Origin of the sequence: Pseudomonas persica (genome assembly GCF_900291015.1) — a bacterium.
In the GTDB taxonomy this organism is placed as follows: Bacteria; Pseudomonadota; Gammaproteobacteria; order Pseudomonadales; family Pseudomonadaceae; genus Aquipseudomonas.
In genome coordinates, this window is the sequence record NZ_OLKL01000010.1 from 168,486 (window position 1) to 187,445 (window position 18,960).

Genomic DNA, 18,960 nt, shown 5'->3' on the forward strand with positions numbered 1-18,960 from the left:
CACAGGTACAGAGCTGACCTCAGAGTTGGCGCGCCCCCTGTGGGAGCGGGTTTACCCGCGAAGAGGCCGGCACAGGCAACACAGCTGCTACCAGCCAAACAACTCGCAAGCATTGCGGCTACTGGCCTCAGCCAGCTCCCCGACATCCACCCCCATCACCTGCGCCAGCGCCCCGGCAATCTCCGGCAAATGCTCCGGGCTGTTCCTCACTCCGGGGTACATGACCGGCGCCATGTCCGGCGCATCGGTCTCCAGCACTACCCTGTCCAGCGGCAACCGCGCCAGGGTCTTGCGCAGCCGCAAGGCCTGCGGCCAGGTACCTGCACCGCCAAGCCCAAGCCGGAAGCCCAGCCTGATGTACTCGCGGGCCTCTTCGTAACTGCCGGCAAACGCATGTATCACCCCCGCCCGCGCTGGCTTGTAACGCTTGAGCGTGGCGATCACCTGGGCATGGCTGCGGCGCACGTGCAGCAGGGCGGGCAGTTCGAAGTCGCAAGCCATCTGCAGTTGCGCTTCGAACAGCGCCTGCTGGCGGGTCTTGTCCAGGTCTTCGAGGTAATAGTCCAGGCCAAACTCGCCAACGGCACATAGCCGTGGGTCGCCATGCAGGCGCTCCAGCCACTCGCGCAGCTGTGCCAGGTGTTCCGGGCGATGCTGGTCGAGGTAGATCGGGTGCAGGCCGAGCGCAGCGAACAGGCGCTGGTCGGCGCAGGCCAGGCTCCACACCCGCTGGAAATTCGCCTGGTACACCCCCAGCACCACCATCCGCTCCACCCCGCGCGCCGCCGCGTTGGCCAGCAGGCGCGGGCGGTCGGCGTCGAAGTCGGGGAAGTCCAGGTGGGTGTGGGTGTCGATCAGGCGCATGTTCAGGCCGCTGTAATGCGTTGCTTGAACGTTCGACCGACGGCATGCACGCCAGGTTCGTAGCGCTTGTCCTCGATCGCGGCCAGTGCCAGTTCCAGGGCGGTGGCGGCAATCAGCCCATGCTGCTGGGCCATGGCATTCACCGGTAGCGGCAGGAAGTCGAGCAACTGGTTGTCGCCAAAGGTACCCAGCTGCAGCTGGCGCGAGTCGGCAGGGCGGGCCTGCAGGGTGTCGAACACCCCTTGCAGCAGCACGTAGGAGGTGGTCACCAGGGCATCCGGCAGGCCGCCGAGGTCGTCGATCAGTTGCTGCATCAGGCGCTGGCCGCACTCACGGCTGAACGCTTCGCCCTGATAGCGGCGAACTTCGCCGGCATAGCCTTGCAGGGCTTCGTCGAAGCCGCCAGCACGTGCCTGGCTGACCGACAGCTCGGGGCGTGCGCCGATCAGCGCGATGCTGCGCGGGGCGGCGCTCAGCAGGCTGGTGGCCAGTTGGCGGCTGGCGTCGCGGTCGTCGCTGATCACCGAACAGAAGTGCGCAGGGTCCAGGCGGCGGTCGATGGCAATCACCGGCAGGCCTTTGTCCTGCAGTTCGCGGTAGCTGTCATCTTCCGGCGGCAGGCAGCTGGCGACGAACAGCGCATCGCAGCGGCGGGCACGGAACAGCTGCTGCAACTGGCGCTCGCTGTCGGGCTGGTCGTCGCTGCTGGCGATCAGCAGTTGATAGCCGCGGGCGCGGGCACCTTGCTCGAGCTGCTTGGCGATGCGGGCGTAGCTGGGGTTCTCCAGATCCGGGAGAATGAAGCCCAGGGTGCGGGTATGTCGGCTGCGCAGGCCAGCGGCCTGCGGGTTGGGGGTGAAGCCGTGGGCCTCGACCACCGCGCGTACCCGCTCGACAGTGCTGTTGCTGATACGCTGCTGTTCGGCCTTGCCATTGATGACGTAGCTGGCAGTGGTCACGGACACACCGGCCAGACGGGCGATATCGCTGAGTTTCACCGAATTTTCCTTGTTATTTCCGGGGCTGGCTGTGAGGCCTGAACGGGTAGTTTGACCCGGCGGGGGCGCCACGCGCAGACGACCATTGTCGCAATTGTCCGACAGGATGGGGCTTTTTCCTCGGCAGATTATCGAGTAACGTGGCCGCCTGGTCAGATTAATCGTTTCAGCCGCCGAATTTTCTGCCTCGGCTGCCATCCGTGCAAGGCTGTTGAACTGGCCGTTCATGTGAATTTCACAACAATACTCCAGTACCCGACCGGGAACTGCAAAAGGAGAAGGTCATGCTCGAGCTCGCCAAGGAGCAGATAGCCATGGGCCAGAAGGCCGCCGACAAGGCCGAGGCATTGCGCCTGCTGGCCGACCGGCTGGTCGCTGACGGCCTGGTCGCCGAGGGTTACCTGCAAGGGCTGCAGGCCCGAGAGGCACAAGGCTCCACCTTTCTTGGGCAGGGCATTGCCATCCCCCATGGCACGCCGCAGACCCGAGACCTGGTGTACGCCACCGGCGTGCGCCTGTTGCAGTTTCCCGAGGGCGTGGACTGGGGCGATGGCCAGATGGTCTACCTTGCCATCGGCATTGCCGCCCGTTCCGACGAGCACCTGCGCTTGTTGCAACTGCTGACCCGCGCCCTGGGCGAGACCGACCTGGCCGAAGCGCTGCGCCGCGCCGGTTCCGCCGAGGCGTTGCTGAAACTGTTGCAGGGCGCGCCACAGGAGCTGGCGCTGGATGCGCAACTGGTCGGCCTGAACCTGCCGGCCGAAGATTTCGATGAACTGGCCTGGCGCGGCGCCCGCTTGCTGCAGCGAGCCGACTGCGTCGACAGCGGGTTTGCCGCCATGCTGCAGCAGGCCGAGCCGCTACCGCTGGGCGAGGGCCTGTGGTGGCTGCACAGCGAGCGCCAGGTGCGCCAGCCAGGCCTGGCCTTCATCACCCCGCAACAGCCATTGCGCTATCGCGACCAGCCACTCAACGGCCTGTTCTGCCTGGCCAGCCTCGGCGCTGCTCACCAGGCCTTGCTCGAACGCCTGTGCGAGGTGCTGATCGAAGGCCGTGGGCAGATGCTCTACCAGGCCACCAGCAGCCGCGCGGTGCTGGAAGTGCTGGGTGGTGAGGCGCCAGCGGACTGGCCCAGCGCGCGTATCGCGCTGGCCAACCCGCATGGCTTGCATGCTCGCCCGGCCAAGGTACTGGCGCAGTTGGCCAAAGGCTTCGAGGGAGAAATCCGTGTGCGGCTGGTCGACAGCGCGCAGCCGGCGGTGTCGGTGAAGAGCCTGAGCAAGCTGCTCAGCCTCGGCGCCCGCCGTGGTCAGGTGCTGGAACTGGTGGCCGAGCCGGGCATCGCTGCCGATGCCTTGCCGGTCCTGCTGGCTGCCATCGAACAAGGCCTGGGCGAAGAGGTCGAGCCGCTGCCGCAGAGTCCGGTGGCTGTCGCCAGTGCCGTAGCCGAAGTGTTGCAGGCGCCCGAGGCCGGTAGCCGCATACAGGGGGTGGGCGCTGCGCCTGGTATCGCCAGCGGGCCGGCACATGTGTGTGTCGAGCGTGAGTTCGATTATCCCCTGCGCGGCGAGTCGTGCGCCCAGGAACGGCAGAAGTTGCGTGAAGCCGTGGCGACCGTGAGTGGCGAGCTGCAGGCCTTGGTCCAGCGCAGCGACAAGGCCATTGGCGAAATCTTCGTCACCCATCAGGAAATGCTCGCCGACCCGGCCCTGACCGACGATGTCGAGCAGCGCCTGGTCCAGGGCGAAAGTGCCGCAGCGGCGTGGATGGCGGTGATCGAGGCCGCAGCCCGCCAGCAGGAGTCGTTGCACGACGCCTTGCTGGCCGAGCGCGCCGCCGACCTGCGCGACATCGGCCGCCGCGTGCTGGCGCAGTTGTGTGGCATGCAGGCGCAGGCTGAACCCGAGCAACCCTATGTGCTGGTGATGACCGAAGTCGGCCCGTCCGATGTCGCCCGGCTGGACCCGAGCCGCGTCGCCGGTATCGTCACCGCCCAGGGGGGGGCCACCGCCCACAGCGCCATCGTCGCCCGTGCCCTGGGCATCCCGGCGGTAGTGGGCGCGGGGGCGTCGATACTGCTGTTGGACAGTGGTACGCCGTTGCTGCTTGATGGCCAGCGTGGCGTGGTCAGCGTGGCGCCGCCGGCGGATGAACTGCAACGGGCCCTGGCCGAGCGCGACCTGCGCGAGCAACGCTTGCAGGCCGCCTGGGCCAAGCGCTTCGAGCCGGCGGTTACCCGCGATGGTCACGCCGTCGAGGTGTTCGCCAACATCGGTGAGAGCACCGGCATCGCCAAGGTGGTCGAGCAGGGTGCCGAAGGCGTGGGCCTGCTGCGTACCGAGCTGATTTTCATGGCCCACCCCCAGGCCCCGGACGTGGCCACCCAGGAAGCCGAGTACCGCCGCGTGCTCGATGGCCTCGACGGGCGCCCGCTGGTGGTGCGCACACTTGATGTCGGCGGCGACAAACCGCTGCCGTACTGGCCGATCGCTGCCGAGGAAAACCCGTTCCTCGGCGTGCGCGGCGTACGCTTGACCCTGCAGCGCCCGCAGGTGATGGAGGACCAGTTGCGCGCCTTGCTGCGGGCGGCCGACCAGCGCCCGCTGCGCATCATGTTCCCGATGGTCGGCCAGGTGCACGAATGGCGCGAGGCGCGGGCCATGGTCGAGCGCTTGCGTGCCGAGATCCCGGTAGCCGACCTGCAACTGGGCATCATGGTCGAAGTGCCCTCGGCAGCGCTGCTGGCACCACGACTGGCGCACGAAGTGGACTTCTTCAGCATCGGCACCAACGACCTGACCCAGTACACCCTGGCCATTGACCGTGGCCATCCCAGCCTCTCGGCCCAGGCCGACGGCCTGCACCCGGCGGTGCTCAGCCTGATCGACATGACCGTGCGCGCCGCCCATGCCCATGGCAAGTGGGTGGGCGTGTGCGGCGAACTGGCGGCCGACCCGCAGGCGGTGGCCGTGCTGCTGGGGCTGGACGTGGACGAACTCAGCGTCGCCGCGCGCAGTATTGCCGAAGTCAAGGCCCTGGTCCGCCAGGCCGATCATCAGAAGGCCCGCGCCCTGGCGCGCGAGGCCCTGCAACAGGACAGCGCCGCAGCGGTTCGTGCGCTGGTGGAGCGTTACTGAATGGCCAAGATCCTCACCCTCACCTTGAACCCGGCGCTGGATATCACCATCGGCCTGGATACCCTGCGCCCGGGGCAGGTCAACCGCAGCCAGGTGCAGCACAGCCACGCCGCGGGCAAGGGGCTGAACGTTGCCCAGGTACTGGCGGACCTGGGGCACAGCGTCACCGTTGGCGGCTTCCTCGGGCGCGATAACCTGCAGCCGTTCGAGGCGCTGATCAGCTGGCGCGGCTTCGCCGACTGCTTTGTCCGCGTGCCGGGCGAAACCCGCAGCAACATCAAACTGGTCGAGGCCGATGGCCGTGTCACCGACATCAATGGCCAAGGTCCGGAAGTCGACGAAGCGGCACGCAGTGCATTGCTGCGCCGCCTGGTACAGATTGCCCCGGGCCACGATGCGGTGGTGGTGGCTGGCAGCCTGCCGCGTGGGATCAGCGCCGACTGGTTCCGCCAGTTACTCGAACAGCTCAAGGCGCAAGGCCTCAAGGTGGCCCTGGACAGCAGCGGCGAAGCCCTGCGTGCCGGCCTGCAGAGCTCGCCCTGGCTGGTCAAGCCCAATACCGATGAGTTGGGCGAGGTGCTCGGCCTGGCTGTGGATAACCCGGCGCAGCAGCGCGCCGCTGCCGAGCGCTTGCTGGCCAGTGGCGTCGAACACGTGGTGGTATCGGCGGGCGAGCAGGGTGTCAGCTGGTTTACCCGCGACCTGGCCGTGCATGCTTGCCCGCCCAAGGTGCAGGTCGCCAGCACGGTGGGCGCAGGTGATTCGCTGGTAGCCGGCATGGTCCACGGCCTGCTGCAGGGCGAAGCCCCTGCGCAGACCTTGACCCGTGCCACCGCGATCGCCGCCCAGGCTGTTACCCAGGTTGGTTTCGGCATCCGTGACCGCGAGCAACTGGTGCGTCTGGAGGCCGGCGTGCAACTGACAGAACAACAAGAGGGTTGCCGATGAACATTGCCATTGTCACTGCCTGCCCTAGCGGCCAGGTGTCGAGCGTGCTGAGCGCGCGCTTGCTGTCCGCCGCTGCCCAGCGACGGGGTTGGAGCACCAGCGTCGAGGTGCAGGATGCCGGACACCCCGAGCGGCAACTGAGCGCCACGCAGATTGCCGAGGCCGACTGGGTGCTGGTGGTCAGTACCGGCCCGGTGGACCTGGCCCGTTTCGTCGGCAAGCGCGTGTACCAGAGCACGCCGTCCCAGGCTTTGGCCGACCGCGAAGGCTTCCTCGATGAAGCGGCGGCCCACGCCCAGCTGCTGGCCACAGTGCCTGGCAGCCCGGCCGAAGCTGGCAGCGCTGGCGCACGCATCGTTGCCATCACGGCTTGCCCGACTGGCGTCGCGCATACATTCATGGCTGCGGAAGCCTTGCAGCAGGCCGCGCAGCAACTGGGCTACCAGCTCACCGTCGAGACCCAGGGCTCGGTCGGTGCGCGCAACCCCTTGTCTGCCGAAGCCATCGCCGCAGCCGATGTAGTGCTGCTGGCCGCCGACATCGAAGTGCCCACCGCGCGTTTCGCCGGCAAGCGCATCTACCGTTGTGGCACCGGTATCGCCCTCAAGCAGGCCCGCGCCACCCTGGACAAGGCCCTGGCCGAAGCCAAGGTGGAAAACAGCAGCGATGCCACCGCGGCGACCACACCAGCGAAGGGCGAGAAGACCGGGGTATACAAGCACCTGCTCACCGGCGTGTCGTTCATGCTGCCGATGGTGGTGGCTGGCGGCCTGCTGATTGCCCTGTCGTTCGTGTTCGGTATCGAGGCCTATAAAGAAGCGGGCACCTTGCCGGCCGCGTTGATGCAGATCGGCGGCGAGGCTGCGTTCAAGCTGATGGTGCCGCTGCTGGCGGGCTACATCGCCTGGTCCATCGCCGACCGCCCGGGGCTGGCGCCCGGCATGATCGGCGGCCTGTTGGCCAGCACCCTGGGCGCCGGATTCATCGGTGGTATCGTCGCCGGTTTCCTCGCCGGTTACAGCGCCAAGGCCATTGCCCGCTGGGCGCGCCTGCCCAGCAGCCTGGAGGCACTCAAGCCGATCCTGATCATTCCGCTGCTGGCCAGTCTGTTCACCGGCCTGGTGATGATCTACGTGGTCGGCCAGCCGGTGGCGGCGATGCTGGAAAGCCTCACCCACTTTCTCGACAGCATGGGCACCACCAATGCCATCCTGCTGGGCCTATTGCTGGGCGGCATGATGTGCGTCGACCTGGGCGGGCCGATCAACAAGGCGGCCTATGCCTTCTCGGTCGGGCTGCTGGCCTCGTCGAGCTATGCGCCGATGGCGGCGACCATGGCCGCCGGCATGGTGCCACCGATTGGCCTGGGTATCGCCACCTTCCTGGCCCGACGCAAGTTCGCCCAGAGCGAGCGCGAGGCAGGCAAGGCGGCCCTGGCGCTGGGGCTGTGCTTCATCTCCGAAGGGGCGATCCCGTTTGCCGCCAAGGACCCGCTGCGGGTGATCCCGGCCAGCGTGGCCGGTGGCGCATTGACCGGGGCCTTGTCGATGTATTTCGGCTGCAAGCTGATGGCACCGCATGGCGGCCTGTTCGTGCTGCTGATCCCCAATGCGATCAACCATGCGCTGTTGTACTTGTTGGCGATCGTGGCGGGTAGCCTGCTGACGGCGGTGGTGTATGCGGTGATCAAGAAGAGCGAGGGTGGGGAGTTGGCGGTAGCGCCGGTGAAGGGTTAGAGCCTTCGGTTGGCTTGACTGGCCTCTTCGCGGGTAAACCCGCTCCCACAGGTACTGCACAACCTTCAAGCTTGCAGAGATCCTGTGGGAGCGGGTTTACCCGTGAAAGGGCCGGAACAGGTCAACGCCCGTGCTTCTGCCGCAACGGCACCAGCAGATCACCCAGCCCGTTGTGATCGATCTCATGCATCAACGCCAACAACCCACCCAGTTCCCCCGCCGGGAAACCCTTACGCGCAAACCAGGCCAGGTAATCCCCCGGCAGGTCGGCGATGATCCGTCCCTGGTACTTGCCGAACGGCATGCTGCGGATCACCAGCAGTTCGAGTGTTTCCGGCTTCATCATCGCGTACCTGGCTGTTGAAAAGCGCCGACCATACTGCAATCTGCACGAAGGCCCAAGCGGCAATCATGCAGAACGCCGTTTTCAGGTTTTACTCAAATTCTTTTATCTATTTGATTTTAAAGAATTTTATTTAACGTGCAGGCTTGGCACGAACACTGCTCCCTTACAGATGACTACCACCTGCCAAGGAGTTCGTACCATGAGCAATCCCAACAAAGACGTGACCGACGTGCTCAACGACCTGATCGAGTACAGCAAGGATGGCGAGAAAGGCTTCAAGGCCTCGGCCGATGATGTGAAGAACCCCGAGCTGAAAGCGTTCTTCGTCCAGCGGGCCGGTGAGTGTGCCAACGCTGCCAGCGAACTGCAGAGCGAGGTGCGCCGCCTGGGTGGCGACCCGGAAACCTCTACCAGCATCAGCGGTGACCTGCATCGGGGTTGGGTCAATCTGAAGGCGATGGTTACCGGCAAGGATGAGGAAGCGGTGTTGAACGAGGTGGAGCGGGGCGAGGACCACGCCCTCAAGGCCTACAAGGAAGCCCGCGAGAAACTGGTGAAGCTCGGCCGCACCGCCAGCGACCAGACCTACAGCCTGGTGGAGAAACAGCTGCAAGGCGTGCAGCGCAACCATGACCAGGTCAGGGCCCTGCGCAACGCCGCCCGCGCCCGCGCCTAGTCGGCAGGCCCTTCTACCCGGTTGCGGCCTTTGGCCTTGGCCCGGTAGAGCGCTTCATCCGCAGCACCCAGCACCCTCGCCAGGTCGTGCTGGGTGCCCGACAGGCCGATGCCGATGCTCACGGTGACAGAGTGGGCATCGTCGGCAAACGGTGCCAGCGCCTCGACCCTGGCGCGGATGCGCTCGGCCAGCAGCTGCGCCCCGGCCAGGTCGGTTTCCGGCAGAACTACCTGGAATTCCTCACCACCATAGCGCGCCGCCAGATCGGCCGGGCGACGGATGCACGCCTGGATGGTCTTGGCCACTTCGCGCAAGGCATGGTCGCCACCGGCGTGGCCATGGCGCTGGTTGAAAGCCTTGAAATGGTCCACATCCACCATCAGCACCGCCAACGGCTTGCGGTTGCGCTGGGCGCGGGCCCATTCCTGGCGCAGTACCTGATCCAGGTGGCGGCGGTTGGCCAGGCCGGTCAGGCTGTCGGTAGCGGCCTGGGTCGCCAGGCACTGTTCGGCCTCCTGGCGGCGGCGCAATTCGCGGCCCAGTAGCAGGGTCAGCCAGAGGATGCCCACACACAGTACACCGGTGGCGACGCTCACCACGATCGCAGTGCGGCGCCAGGACGCGAACACGTCGTTGGCCGAATGCACCACCAGTACGACCAGCGGCAGCTGAGCGACCCGGGCAAAGGTGTACATGCGTGGCTTGCCGTCGCGGCTGGAGTGGGCGGTAAAGCTACCGCTCTGCTCGCTGAGAATGCGTTTGAAATTGGGTCGCTCGGCATAGTTGCTGCCGATTCGCGGGTCTTGCGGGCGGCTGGGCTGGCGGGCCAGCAGGTGGCCGTCGGTGTTGAGCAGGTTGATGCTGCTGTCGTTGCCAATGTCCAGGCGCTGGAACAGTTCGCTGAAGTACGACAGGCGCAATGCACCCGCTGCCAGGCCGGCGAACTCGCCATTGGCGCCGGAGATACGCCGGCTGAAACTGATGCACCAGTCCAGGTCGCCGAGCGTGGCCTTGAAGGGCGGGCCCACCAGCAGGCCGAGGTTGGCGTTGTGCAGGTGCGCCTGGAACACCCCGGTGTCGCTGAAGTTGGCTTTGCGTGGCACGCTGCTGGTGGAGTCGCCTACCACGTTGCCTTGCTTGTCCAGCCACAGCACGTCACCGCGTTTGCGGTCGACGAAGGCTTCATTGAAGAGCAGGCGTTGGCGCACCGGGCCGGGAATTTCTGGCAGCTCCTTGCGCCCTACTGCCCAGATCAGGCCCAGCAGTGACTGGTCGTAGAGTTCGACGTTGCGCAGGATGTCGCTTTCGATCAGCTGGACGATATTGTTGGACGAGCGGATCGCCGACAGCTCGACGTTGTCGCGCTCATGCGCCAGGAGGTAGCTGACGATGGCCACGATAGCGAGCACGGCAAGGCAACTGCCCAGGTTGAGGATCAGTTCGGGGTGTGACTTGTAGAGTGCGAAACGCGGGGATCGGGGGGGCATGCTTGCTACTGCGTGGGCAGGGCCATTCGCGGCGGCGACATTCTAGGGAAGCGGGGGTTGTCGAACAACATTTGTCCGACTGAATCACGGTATACCTTGTTTTGGACTGACCACAAGCCCCTGTGGGAGCGGGTTCACCCGCGAAGAAACCAACGCGGTGTCTGGCACCGGCTTCGCCGGTGTTCGCGGGTGAACCCGCTCCCACAGGGGTTATGTGTGCGTCCTGTAAACCAGGATCAGAACACGTTCAACGGGTAATCCACGATCACGCGCAGTTCATCATTGTCGCTGTTGCTATCGATCGACGCATAACCCTGGCTGCCACGGTGGGTGGCATAGCGCACCAGCACCGACAGGTCCTTCAGGTCACCCTCCTGGAACACGTACTTCACGTCCAGGTCGCGTTCCCAGTGCATGGCGTTCTTGCCATCGGCACGGTAGTAGTCGTAGTGGGTGGTGTCCTGGGTAGCCTTGCTCAGGTCCGCTTCACCGCGCGAGTACGACAGCACCGTGGTCAGGCCAGGGATGCCCACACCGGCGAAGTCATAGTTGTACTGCAGCTTCCACGAACGCTCGTTCGGCGCGTTGAAGTCCGAGTACATGCGCGAGTTGTCCAGGTACACGCTGTCGCCCAGGTTGATGTAGTCGAACGGCGTGTCGCCATTGACCCGTTGGTAGGCGGCGGTGACGCTGTGGTACCCGGCATTGACGGTGAAGTGCAGGCTGTAGGTGTTGTTGTCGATCTTGCCCAGCAGGGCCTGGCCGGTGTCCTGGCTGTGATAGAAGTGCACGCCAGGGTTCAGGCTGACCAGGTCGTTGACCACGTAGGTGTAGTCGAAGTCGGCGTAGTACTGGTTCCAGATGTCCTTCAGCTCGGCCGCATACAGGTTGGCGGTGATGTTCGGGGTACCGCTCCACGAAGCGCCGGCCCAGTTCAGGTGCTTGCTCTTGTCGTGCTCGTCGAGCGAGCCGTAGTAGGTATCGATGCGGCGGTGGCCGCTCTGGTTGTACGGTTTGGTGAAGCTGACCTGGCCGCCTTCGAGCAGCAGGCCGTCGATGCTGCTGTTGGTCAGGCTCACACCACGGAAGGTCTGCGGCAGCATGCGGCTTTCGCCGCCGGCGATCACCGGGTTGGTCAGGAACAGGTCACCGACCTTCAGCTCGGTGTCGAACGCCTTGAGCTTGACTGCGGCACCGGCAGTGGAGAACGAGTGCGGGGCAGCACCCAGTTCGTCTTCGTTCTTCTGGTGGGTCGGCAGGATGCTGGTACCAGCATGGCCGCCACCGCCGTCGAGTTTCAGGCCCAGCATGGCATGGGCGTCCACACCAAAGCCGACCACACCCGGGGTGTAGCCCGACGCGAAGCGCGCAACCGCGCCCTGGCCCCACTCGCGGGTGTCGCGCACGCCGGCGTTGTGGTTGTCGCGGTTGAAGTAGGCATTACGCAAATGCAGGTTGAAGGACGAGCCTTCGATGAAGCCATCAGCCTTGTCTTCATCTGCCTGGGCGGCGAAAGGGATCGTTGCAGTCAACGCAATGAACAGCGGGGTAAAATGAAACGCGGAAGGCACCGGTACTAGCTCCTTTGGTCTGACGGTGGGGCAGTTTTTATTTTCGAATGTGCGTCTTTTTTATAGGTGAACGTTACAGCTGGGCTGATAGTTAAAGCACATAAAAAAAGCCGCTGATCGGCAGCGGCTTTAAAAGGCTAACATATCGGCACCGGTGGTGCCCATGGCGTAGCCAAGGGAAAACGGGAGCAACGACAGCGCTTGATCAGCTGTCGGCATTGGCATCGACAGGAACCTTGGAAGCTGTCTGTTTTGCGTCTTTTACGGCATCGTTCTGCTGTGCGGCTACGGCTTCGCGGGCCTCTTGGTGGACCGCGGCGAACTCAGCATTACGGGTGATGAAAGCCTGGGATTCTTCGGCCATGGCCAGCGGTGACAACAACAGGGAAGACAGGACGAAGACGCTGGCAATACCCATACTGTTGGACATTTGAAACTACCTTCTTGCGCTGCAAGTGCTAATGAGGACAGGGGTAAAGTTAGTCCTTTCAATGCACTTGAAACAGAGCGAAGCACGATAAGCACTGTTGCGCAAAAGGTAATTATCGTGGGAAAGGCAACTGGAATTTCGCCGCAAACCACCATGCTAGACAGCCTGCGCGGTTCCCTGTGGAAGCGGCTTTAGCCGCGAACACCGGCGCAGCCGGTGCCATCCTCCGCGTTGGATTCTTCGCGGCTAACGCCCCACAGGGATTGCGCCAGTTTGCAGGATTTTGCACAAGGCAGTTGCCTCACAAGGGCTGGTCAGAAGCTGATGAAGGCGTAATACACCGGCGGCTCGCTGGTGGTACGCAATCCGTGCCCCTGCAAGCTTGCCGCCAGCGCCGCGTCCTCCACATGCAGAGTCCACTGTGCCTGGTCATCCTCCGGCACTTGTGCCAGAACGGCGGCAAACGCGCCCATATCCGGCAGGTAGGCGGTAAACCCGTTGCCCTTGAGCGCACTGCTGGTCATGCCCAGCGCCTGGCACACCGCCACCTTGGCGGCGATGTCAGCACGGTCGGCCTGGCGCGAGGCCTGCACCAGCGCCTGCAGTTCGGTATCGACCAGTTGCCTGCCGTGAATCAGCTCCGGCCCCTGCTGCCAGGCTTCCGGCGGGCAGTCCTTGCTGTCTGGCCGCAGTGGGATATGCGGGTTGATTTCCACCGGGTAGATGCGGCAGACCAGCGGCCGCTGGTCATAGATGGTGCACCGGTCGTTGTCGTCGAGGTTGCGGCAGCGCCCGGGGTTGAACGCGGCAAAGGTCACCGATACGCGTGCCTCGCTGTCGCCGCAGGGTACGGGATGGGAACGACGCAGGACATGATCACGCTGTTCTACCGGCATGCCAGGGCCATCCGCCACGAAGGCTTCGATCAGCACGACCACCTGGCCGTCGTTATCCGCCCAGCGTCGCGCTTCGGCCAGGGTCAAGGGCACGTGGTGGCCGGTGCAGCACTTGCCGCAGCCGGTACAGGCGAAGCGCAGGTTGTCGGTCATTTGGCCTCCGGGTTCCATTCGCTGACGAAGGCGCGCTGGTGCTGGCGGTCGTACAGGCACAGCTCGGTGCCGGTGCGCTGTTGCATGTGCTTCTGGGGGGAGACGCCTTCGATCAGCAGGGCACTCATACCTATCTGGTCATCGAAGTCGGCAGGCTTGCTGCGGGCGTGGGCATCCTTGAACTGGCTGGCGGCCAGGCAGGCCTTGAGCATCTGCTGGCGCTGCTCGGTCCAGGCCTGGCTGCTGGAGGCCTGGACGATACCGCTGAAGAGGGCGCAACTGATCAGGATAGAGCTGAGAAACTTCATACGCGATTCCGGCAAGTTACTTGCGAGGGGCGCGAATTATGCCCGACTCGACCCCGGCGGCAAGCCAGGGAGTTTGTCTGCGAATATATCAGCGCTCGGCGAACACCACGGCGCGCGCCGCCACCACAAGGCAATCGGTCAGCTCCGGCGAGGAGAACTTGGTGAGGATGGCATTGGCCCCGGCCTGGGTCGCCTTTTCGCTGCTCATGGCGCTGTCCAGCGAAGTGTGCAGCAGCACGTACAGGTGCTGGAAGTCGGGGGATTCGCGCAGGGTGCGGGTGAAGGCGTAGCCGTCCATTTCGCTCATTTCGATGTCGGAGACGATCACGTTGATCTCCTGCGCGGTGCCTTGCAGCTCCAGCAGCACGTTGATGGCGTCTTTGGCGCTGCGCGCGGTGTGGCATTCGATGCCGAGGTTGCGCAGGGTGTGCACCGACTGCTGCAGGGCCACCTGGCTGTCGTCCACCACCAGGATATTGGCGGCGGCCAGCAGGCTGGCGTCTTCCTCGCTCAAGGTGCCGTAAGGCGGCTCGGACACCGGCGGGGCGATGGCATGGATGACTTTTTCGATGTCCAGCACCTGCACCAGGGTGTTGTCGACTCGGGCCACGCCAGTGATGAACGAGCGGCTGCCCGAGCCGTAGGGTGGTGGTTTGATGTCGGTGCTCAGGCAATGCACGATGCGGCTGACCGCCTGCACATGCAGGCCCTGGCGTGAGCGGCTGATCTCGGTGACGATCAGGCAGCCGCCGTCCGGGTCGGCCAGCGGCCGTTCGCCGATGGCGCGGGACAGGTCGATGACCGACAGCGGGTTGCCGCGCAGGGTCGCCACGCCTTTCACGTGGGGGTGCGATTCGGGCAGCTTGGTCAGCGGCGGGCAGGGGATGATCTCGCTGACTTTGAGCAGGTTGATTGCCATCAACTTGCCGCTGCGCAGGGTGAACAGCAGCAGCGACAGCGAGTCCGCGCGGGCATTTTGCGTGGCCATGGTGACCTTCGTGGGGAACAGGGAATAACCGGTTATCGGCCTGTTCTGGTCGGGCTTTAGGGCGGCGGGGATTGCGGGGCTGTTGCGCAGCCCCGGTGTTTCCATCAGCGAAGCCCAAGCCGACGGGCGAGGCGGCTAAGGTTGGCGCGGTCCAGCCCCAGCTCCCGCGCCGCGGCCGCCCAGTTTTCCTGGTGTCGTTGCAGGCAGGCTTCGATCACCTGGCGCTGGTAGACGTCGACGGCTTCGCGCAGGCCACCCTCGGGCAGCGGTGCCGCCTGCAAGGGCGCTGCCGGGGAGGGCGGGGTGCCGGGCGTTGCCGTTGCGCGCAGGTCCAGGTCGATGGCTTCCAGGGTGAGGATGCGTGGCCGGTTGGGGTGTTGGCCCAGCGCCTTGAGCGCCGAGCGACCGATCAGGTGTTCCAGTTCACGCACGTTGCCTGGCCAGTCGTAGGCCAGCAGCGCGGCCTGGGCTTCGCTGCTCAGGCGCAGGCTGTTCAGGCCCAGGCGCGAACGGTTCTGTTCGAGGAAGTAGCCGGCCAACAGCAGCACATCTCGCCCACGTTCGCGCAACGGTGGCACGTGCAGCGGGTACACACTGAGGCGGTGATAGAAGTCGGCGCGAAAGTTGCCAGTGCGTACTTCTGCTGCCAGGTCGCGGTTGGTGGCGGCGATCAGGCGCACATCCACCCGGTGCTCGCGGTCCGAGCCCAAGCGCTGCAACTGGCCGCTCTGCAGCACGCGCAACAGCTTGGCTTGCACCGTCAGCGGCAGTTCACCCACTTCGTCGAGGAACAGTGTGCCGCCATTGGCCAGTTCGAACTTGCCGCGGCGCTCGCCGTGGGCGCCGGTGAAGGCACCGCGCACATGGCCGAACAGCTCGCTTTCCACCAGGGTGTCGGGCAGGGCGGCACAGTTCAGGCTGACCAGTGGTTTGTTGGCGCGGTTGCTGGCCTGGTGCAGGGCCTGGGCCACCAACTCCTTGCCGACGCCGGTCTCACCGGTGATCAGCACGGTCAGGTCACTGCCACCGACCAGGCGGATTTCCTCCACCAGGCGCTTGTGCGCTGGGCTCTGGCCAATCAGCTCTTTATCCTGGCCGCTGGCCTGGCGGTAGATCTCCGCGCGGTGGTGCTCGTCTTCCGCGCGCAGGGCCAGGTGCTCGATGCGTTCGGCCACGGTAACCGTGGCGGCGGCCAGGCTGGCGAAGGCCTGCAGGGCGCCCAGCTCCAGGCTCTGGAATTGCCCGGGGGTGAGGGCATCGAGGGTGACCAGGCCCCAGGGGCGCTCATCGACCATCAACGGGCAGCCCATGCAGTCGTGTACTTCCAGGTTGGCATCGGGGGCGTTGACCAGGCCGTCGTAAGGATCGGGCAGCTCGGAGTCGCTGGCGAAGCGGGTGGGTTCCGGGCTGCTGAGCAGGATCTGGAAGCGCGGGTGCTCGCTGACCCGGAAGCGCCGGCCCAGGGTATCGGGGCTCAGGCCGTCCACTGCCAGTGGCACCAGCCACTCGCCGTCCAGGCGCAAAAGCGCGGCGGCATCGCAGGGCAGCAACCCACGCATGGCTTGCAGCAAGCGGCGATAGCGTTCCTGGTCAGGCAGGTCGCGGGACAGGTCGCTGACCAGGGGCAGCAAGGTGGTGAGCAACGGCTTTGTGGTCATATGGACTCCTGTGGGTCGATATGACTATACGTCGGGGTGGGTCGTTTTGACATGACCTGCGTCAAACCCCTGATTTTGCTGGAGATAAAAGTTGGCACGATTGCTGTAGTAACCGGGGCAGTCATTTGAAGCCACAGGCTCAGGAGTTGTTGCAATGCTCAATGCCGAACAACGTGCAATCATCAAGGCCACTGTCCCTCTGCTGGAAAGCGGCGGCGAAGCGCTGACCACCCATTTCTACAAGATGATGCTCAGCGAGTATCCAGAGGTGCGTCCGCTGTTCAACCAGGCCCACCAAGCCAGCGGTGACCAGCCGCGCGCCCTGGCCAACGGCGTGCTGATGTATGCCCGCCACATCGACCAGCTGGAGCAGCTGGGCGGCCTGGTCGGTCAGATCATCAACAAGCACGTTGCCCTGCAGATTCTGCCGGAGCACTACCCGATCGTCGGCAGCTGCCTGCTGCGCGCCATCGAAGAAGTGCTGGGCAAGGAAATCGCCACCCCCGCTGTGATCGACGCCTGGGGCGCGGCCTATGGCCAGCTGGCCGAGATCCTGATCGGTGCCGAAGAGAACCTGTATAAACAGAAGGAAGAGGCCGAAGGCGGCTGGCGCGGTACCCGCGAATTCCGCCTGGTACGCCGTGAGCAGGAAAGCAGCGAGATCGTTTCCTTCTACTTTGCCCCGGTGGATGGCAAGCCGGTGCTCAAGGCCGAGCCTGGCCAGTACATCGGCCTGAAGCTGGACATTGACGGTGCCGAGCAGCGTCGCAACTATTCCCTGTCGGCGTTGTGCGACGGCAAGGAATACCGCATCAGCGTCAAGCGCGAGGCGGGCGGCAAGGTCTCCAACTACCTGCACGACGTACTGGCGGTGGGCGATACCCTGCAGCTGTTCCCGCCGGCTGGCGATTTCACCCTGGCGGCCAGCGACAAGCCGCTGGTGCTGATCAGCGGTGGTGTGGGTATTACCCCGACCCTGGCAATGCTGCAGGCGGCGCTGCAAACCCAGCGTGAGGTGCATTTCATTCACTGCGCGCGTAACGGCGCCGTGCATGCCTTCCGCGACTGGATCGACGGCCTGGCCGAGCGTCATCCGCAACTCAAGCGCTTCTACTGCTATGCCGAGCCGGAGGGGGGCGTTGCGGCCGATGCCGTGGGCCTGCTGAGCGAGGACCTGTTGGCCGAGTGGCTGCCGCAAGCGCGTGACGTGGATGCCTACTTCCTCGGGCCCAAGGGCTTCATGGCGGCGGTCAAGCGCCAGCTGAAGGGCCTGGGTGTGCCAGAGCAGCAGAGCCGCTACGAGTTCTTCGGGCCGGCGGCTGCTTTGGAGTGATGTAGCGCCTGTACCGGCCTCTTCGCGGGTGAACCCGCGAAGAGGCCGGTACAGGCTTATGTATTCATCCCAGCCGCTGGCAAGCCAGCTCCCTTGCAGCACTGCTCCCGCCCGTGGGTAATCGAGAACGAAACGGTCGATCGCATTCGCCGCTTGGGGGCTGGCTTGCCAGCGGCTGGGCCGCATCTCCTTTTCTGCCTATATAAGGAGAGATGAAAGCGGCTGTGCAGCTTTCATCTTTAATCCTCCTTTAATCACGGTATCCTTCACTCCCGGGTGTCGAGGGGCTTGCCCCTGCGCGGCACCCGGGCAGCCGCTTTTTTGCCGCCCGACGTTGAACCGACGTCGTTGCGGCCGGTCTGAGCCACACCGGATAGCCCTGCGCAGCGCTATCACGCCGCTTCCTCGGCACGCTCAAAGGCCCTGCCCAGCGTGTAGACTTGCGCCCAGGCAGGCGGACCACGCTGCCACTATCCATCGAAGGAACCGGCAATGAACGAACAAACATCGCGCCTGAATCGGGAACGGCGCTTTCTGGTGCTGTTGGGCCTGATCTGCATTTCGCTGATCGGTGGCGCCCTCTACATGCAGATAGTCCTGGGCGAGGCACCCTGCCCGTTGTGCATCCTGCAGCGTTACGCGCTGCTGTTCATCGCCGTGTTCGCCTTCATCGCCGCGGCGATGCCCGGGCGCCGCAGCCTGACCTTCTTCGAGGCACTGGTGGTGCTCAGCGCCATTGGCGGAATCGTTGCGGCCGGCAACCATGTGTATATACTCGCCAACCCCATGGTCAGTTGCGGCATCGATACCCTGCAGCCGATCGTCGATGACCTGCCGCTGGCCAAGCTCTGGCCGCTGGTGTTCCAGGTCGACGGCTTCTGCAGCACGCCGTACCCGCCGATCCTCGGGCTGTCGCTGGCACAATGGGCGCTGGTGGCGTTCGTCCTGACGGCCGTGCTGGTTCCGCTCGGGATCTATCGCAACCGACGCCGGGCTTAGACAAAAGTCCCGAATTGCATGGGGTCTTTTGCGCCGCATGAGAAGAGGGAAAGTTTGCTCCCCGCTTGATCCAGATCAACCCGGAGGCCTTGCAGAATGCGGTTTTGGGGCCTAGCAAGCGGGGTGCGACAAACTGTCGCGAAGTTGAATTTCCGAGCAGTATTGTTACGGATTCTGTAAAAGACTGTTGCTCAATAAGTCATAGTCAAGGGTTGGCGACCTATCTACAATCGCCCCCAATTTCCGTTCGGCACTGCTTGCAAGTCGCAGGATTGAAGGAAGCCCCAGCGCTCCTTTTTGCTGACTTCGTCAAGTTTCGCCCAACGGCGATACCGGGCGGACCCCCCTCCGCGTTTTCCCGCACCAAATGGACTTGGTCTGAAGTACAGGCCTGTTGCCTACGAAACCATAAGCACCGCTAACCCGCTTGAC

At 64.7% G+C, this 18,960-nt stretch carries 16 protein-coding genes; 6 read left to right on the plus strand and 10 right to left on the minus strand.

The genetic code is table 11. The features are described from left to right. Window positions 1-87 precede the first annotated feature (87 nt). Window positions 88-864, minus strand: coding sequence for a TatD family hydrolase (locus FQ664_RS04520; protein WP_144170580.1), 777 nt, complete (start codon window positions 862-864; stop codon window positions 88-90). A gap of 2 nt (window positions 865-866) precedes the next feature. Continuing rightward, the gene (cra, locus tag FQ664_RS04525) at window positions 867-1,862 is read right to left on the minus strand and encodes a catabolite repressor/activator (RefSeq protein WP_144170581.1); all 996 of its coding nucleotides are present in this window, start codon (window positions 1,860-1,862) and stop codon (window positions 867-869) included. A 284-nt stretch (window positions 1,863-2,146) separates the two neighbouring features. On the opposite strand from cra, the gene ptsP reads away from it, so the two are divergent. From ptsP to FQ664_RS04540, 3 genes are read left to right on the plus strand one after another with little or no spacing between them, the layout of a single operon-like run. Then, complete coding sequence (gene ptsP / locus FQ664_RS04530; protein WP_144170582.1) at window positions 2,147-4,999, plus strand: phosphoenolpyruvate--protein phosphotransferase; 2,853 nt, start codon at window positions 2,147-2,149, stop codon at window positions 4,997-4,999. Next, window positions 5,000-5,947, plus strand: a complete 948-nt coding sequence (pfkB, locus tag FQ664_RS04535; RefSeq protein ID WP_144170583.1) for a 1-phosphofructokinase — start codon at window positions 5,000-5,002, stop codon at window positions 5,945-5,947. It begins immediately after the preceding gene. After that, on the plus strand, window positions 5,944-7,683 hold the full coding sequence (locus FQ664_RS04540; protein ID WP_144170584.1) for a PTS fructose-like transporter subunit IIB: 1,740 nt from the start codon (window positions 5,944-5,946) through the stop codon (window positions 7,681-7,683). Before pfkB ends, FQ664_RS04540 begins: the two co-directional genes overlap by 4 nt. 121 nt (window positions 7,684-7,804) lie before the next feature. Here FQ664_RS04540 and FQ664_RS04545 read toward each other — a convergent pair whose 3' ends face one another. Then, complete coding sequence (locus tag FQ664_RS04545; RefSeq protein WP_144170585.1) at window positions 7,805-8,026, minus strand: DUF3820 family protein; 222 nt, start codon at window positions 8,024-8,026, stop codon at window positions 7,805-7,807. A 202-nt stretch (window positions 8,027-8,228) separates the two neighbouring features. On the opposite strand from FQ664_RS04545, the gene FQ664_RS04550 reads away from it, so the two are divergent. Further along, window positions 8,229-8,705, plus strand: coding sequence for a ferritin-like domain-containing protein (locus tag FQ664_RS04550; protein WP_144170586.1), 477 nt, complete (start codon window positions 8,229-8,231; stop codon window positions 8,703-8,705). Here the strand turns inward: FQ664_RS04550 and FQ664_RS04555 are convergent. From FQ664_RS04555 to norR, 7 genes are all read right to left on the minus strand, one after another. Beyond that, entirely contained in the window at window positions 8,702-10,192 is a 1,491-nt protein-coding gene (locus FQ664_RS04555) for a sensor domain-containing diguanylate cyclase (protein WP_144170587.1), read from the minus strand. The genes FQ664_RS04550 and FQ664_RS04555 overlap by 4 nt on opposite strands. Before the next feature lie 236 nt (window positions 10,193-10,428). Next, window positions 10,429-11,763 (minus strand): OprD family porin, encoded by a 1,335-nt coding sequence (locus tag FQ664_RS04565; protein ID WP_144170588.1) that lies wholly within the window; start codon window positions 11,761-11,763, stop codon window positions 10,429-10,431. 205 nt (window positions 11,764-11,968) lie between these two features. Then, window positions 11,969-12,193: a hypothetical protein gene (locus FQ664_RS04570; RefSeq protein WP_144170589.1), complete on the minus strand. Its 225-nt coding sequence runs from the start codon at window positions 12,191-12,193 to the stop codon at window positions 11,969-11,971. Between the two features lie 314 nt (window positions 12,194-12,507). Further along, window positions 12,508-13,242, minus strand: coding sequence for a YkgJ family cysteine cluster protein (locus FQ664_RS04575; RefSeq protein ID WP_144170590.1), 735 nt, complete (start codon window positions 13,240-13,242; stop codon window positions 12,508-12,510). Continuing rightward, window positions 13,239-13,550 carry a hypothetical protein gene (locus FQ664_RS04580; protein WP_144170591.1) on the minus strand — a complete coding sequence of 104 codons (312 nt, stop codon included), beginning with the start codon at window positions 13,548-13,550 and terminating at the stop codon, window positions 13,239-13,241. Before FQ664_RS04580 ends, FQ664_RS04575 begins: the two co-directional genes overlap by 4 nt. A gap of 88 nt (window positions 13,551-13,638) precedes the next feature. After that, complete coding sequence (locus FQ664_RS04585; protein WP_144170592.1) at window positions 13,639-14,538, minus strand: chemotaxis protein; 900 nt, start codon at window positions 14,536-14,538, stop codon at window positions 13,639-13,641. Window positions 14,539-14,642: 104 nt separating this feature from the next. Further along, window positions 14,643-16,196: a nitric oxide reductase transcriptional regulator NorR gene (norR, locus tag FQ664_RS04590; RefSeq protein ID WP_144170593.1), complete on the minus strand. Its 1,554-nt coding sequence runs from the start codon at window positions 16,194-16,196 to the stop codon at window positions 14,643-14,645. A 154-nt stretch (window positions 16,197-16,350) separates the two neighbouring features. Here norR and hmpA point away from each other — a divergent pair, with 154 nt between their 5' ends. Then, window positions 16,351-17,529, plus strand: coding sequence for an NO-inducible flavohemoprotein (hmpA, locus tag FQ664_RS04595; RefSeq protein WP_144170594.1), 1,179 nt, complete (start codon window positions 16,351-16,353; stop codon window positions 17,527-17,529). A 492-nt stretch (window positions 17,530-18,021) separates the two neighbouring features. Then, entirely contained in the window at window positions 18,022-18,528 is a 507-nt protein-coding gene (locus FQ664_RS04600; protein ID WP_063911279.1) for a disulfide bond formation protein B, read from the plus strand. Window positions 18,529-18,960 lie beyond the last annotated feature (432 nt).

Coding starts and splice junctions, on each gene's coding strand:
- FQ664_RS04520 (WP_144170580.1), bottom strand. CDS start 864: ATGCGCCTGATCGACACCCACACCCACCTGGACTTCCCCGACTTCGAC.
- ptsP (WP_144170582.1), top strand. CDS start 2,147: ATGCTCGAGCTCGCCAAGGAGCAGATAGCCATGGGCCAGAAGGCCGCC.
- pfkB (WP_144170583.1), top strand. CDS start 5,000: ATGGCCAAGATCCTCACCCTCACCTTGAACCCGGCGCTGGATATCACC.
- FQ664_RS04540 (WP_144170584.1), top strand. CDS start 5,944: ATGAACATTGCCATTGTCACTGCCTGCCCTAGCGGCCAGGTGTCGAGC.
- FQ664_RS04545 (WP_144170585.1), bottom strand. CDS start 8,026: ATGAAGCCGGAAACACTCGAACTGCTGGTGATCCGCAGCATGCCGTTC.
- FQ664_RS04550 (WP_144170586.1), top strand. CDS start 8,229: ATGAGCAATCCCAACAAAGACGTGACCGACGTGCTCAACGACCTGATC.
- FQ664_RS04555 (WP_144170587.1), bottom strand. CDS start 10,192: ATGCCCCCCCGATCCCCGCGTTTCGCACTCTACAAGTCACACCCCGAA.
- FQ664_RS04570 (WP_144170589.1), bottom strand. CDS start 12,193: ATGTCCAACAGTATGGGTATTGCCAGCGTCTTCGTCCTGTCTTCCCTG.
- FQ664_RS04575 (WP_144170590.1), bottom strand. CDS start 13,242: ATGACCGACAACCTGCGCTTCGCCTGTACCGGCTGCGGCAAGTGCTGC.
- FQ664_RS04580 (WP_144170591.1), bottom strand. CDS start 13,550: ATGAAGTTTCTCAGCTCTATCCTGATCAGTTGCGCCCTCTTCAGCGGT.
- FQ664_RS04585 (WP_144170592.1), bottom strand. CDS start 14,538: ATGGCCACGCAAAATGCCCGCGCGGACTCGCTGTCGCTGCTGCTGTTC.
- norR (WP_144170593.1), bottom strand. CDS start 16,196: ATGACCACAAAGCCGTTGCTCACCACCTTGCTGCCCCTGGTCAGCGAC.
- hmpA (WP_144170594.1), top strand. CDS start 16,351: ATGCTCAATGCCGAACAACGTGCAATCATCAAGGCCACTGTCCCTCTG.
- FQ664_RS04600 (WP_063911279.1), top strand. CDS start 18,022: ATGAACGAACAAACATCGCGCCTGAATCGGGAACGGCGCTTTCTGGTG.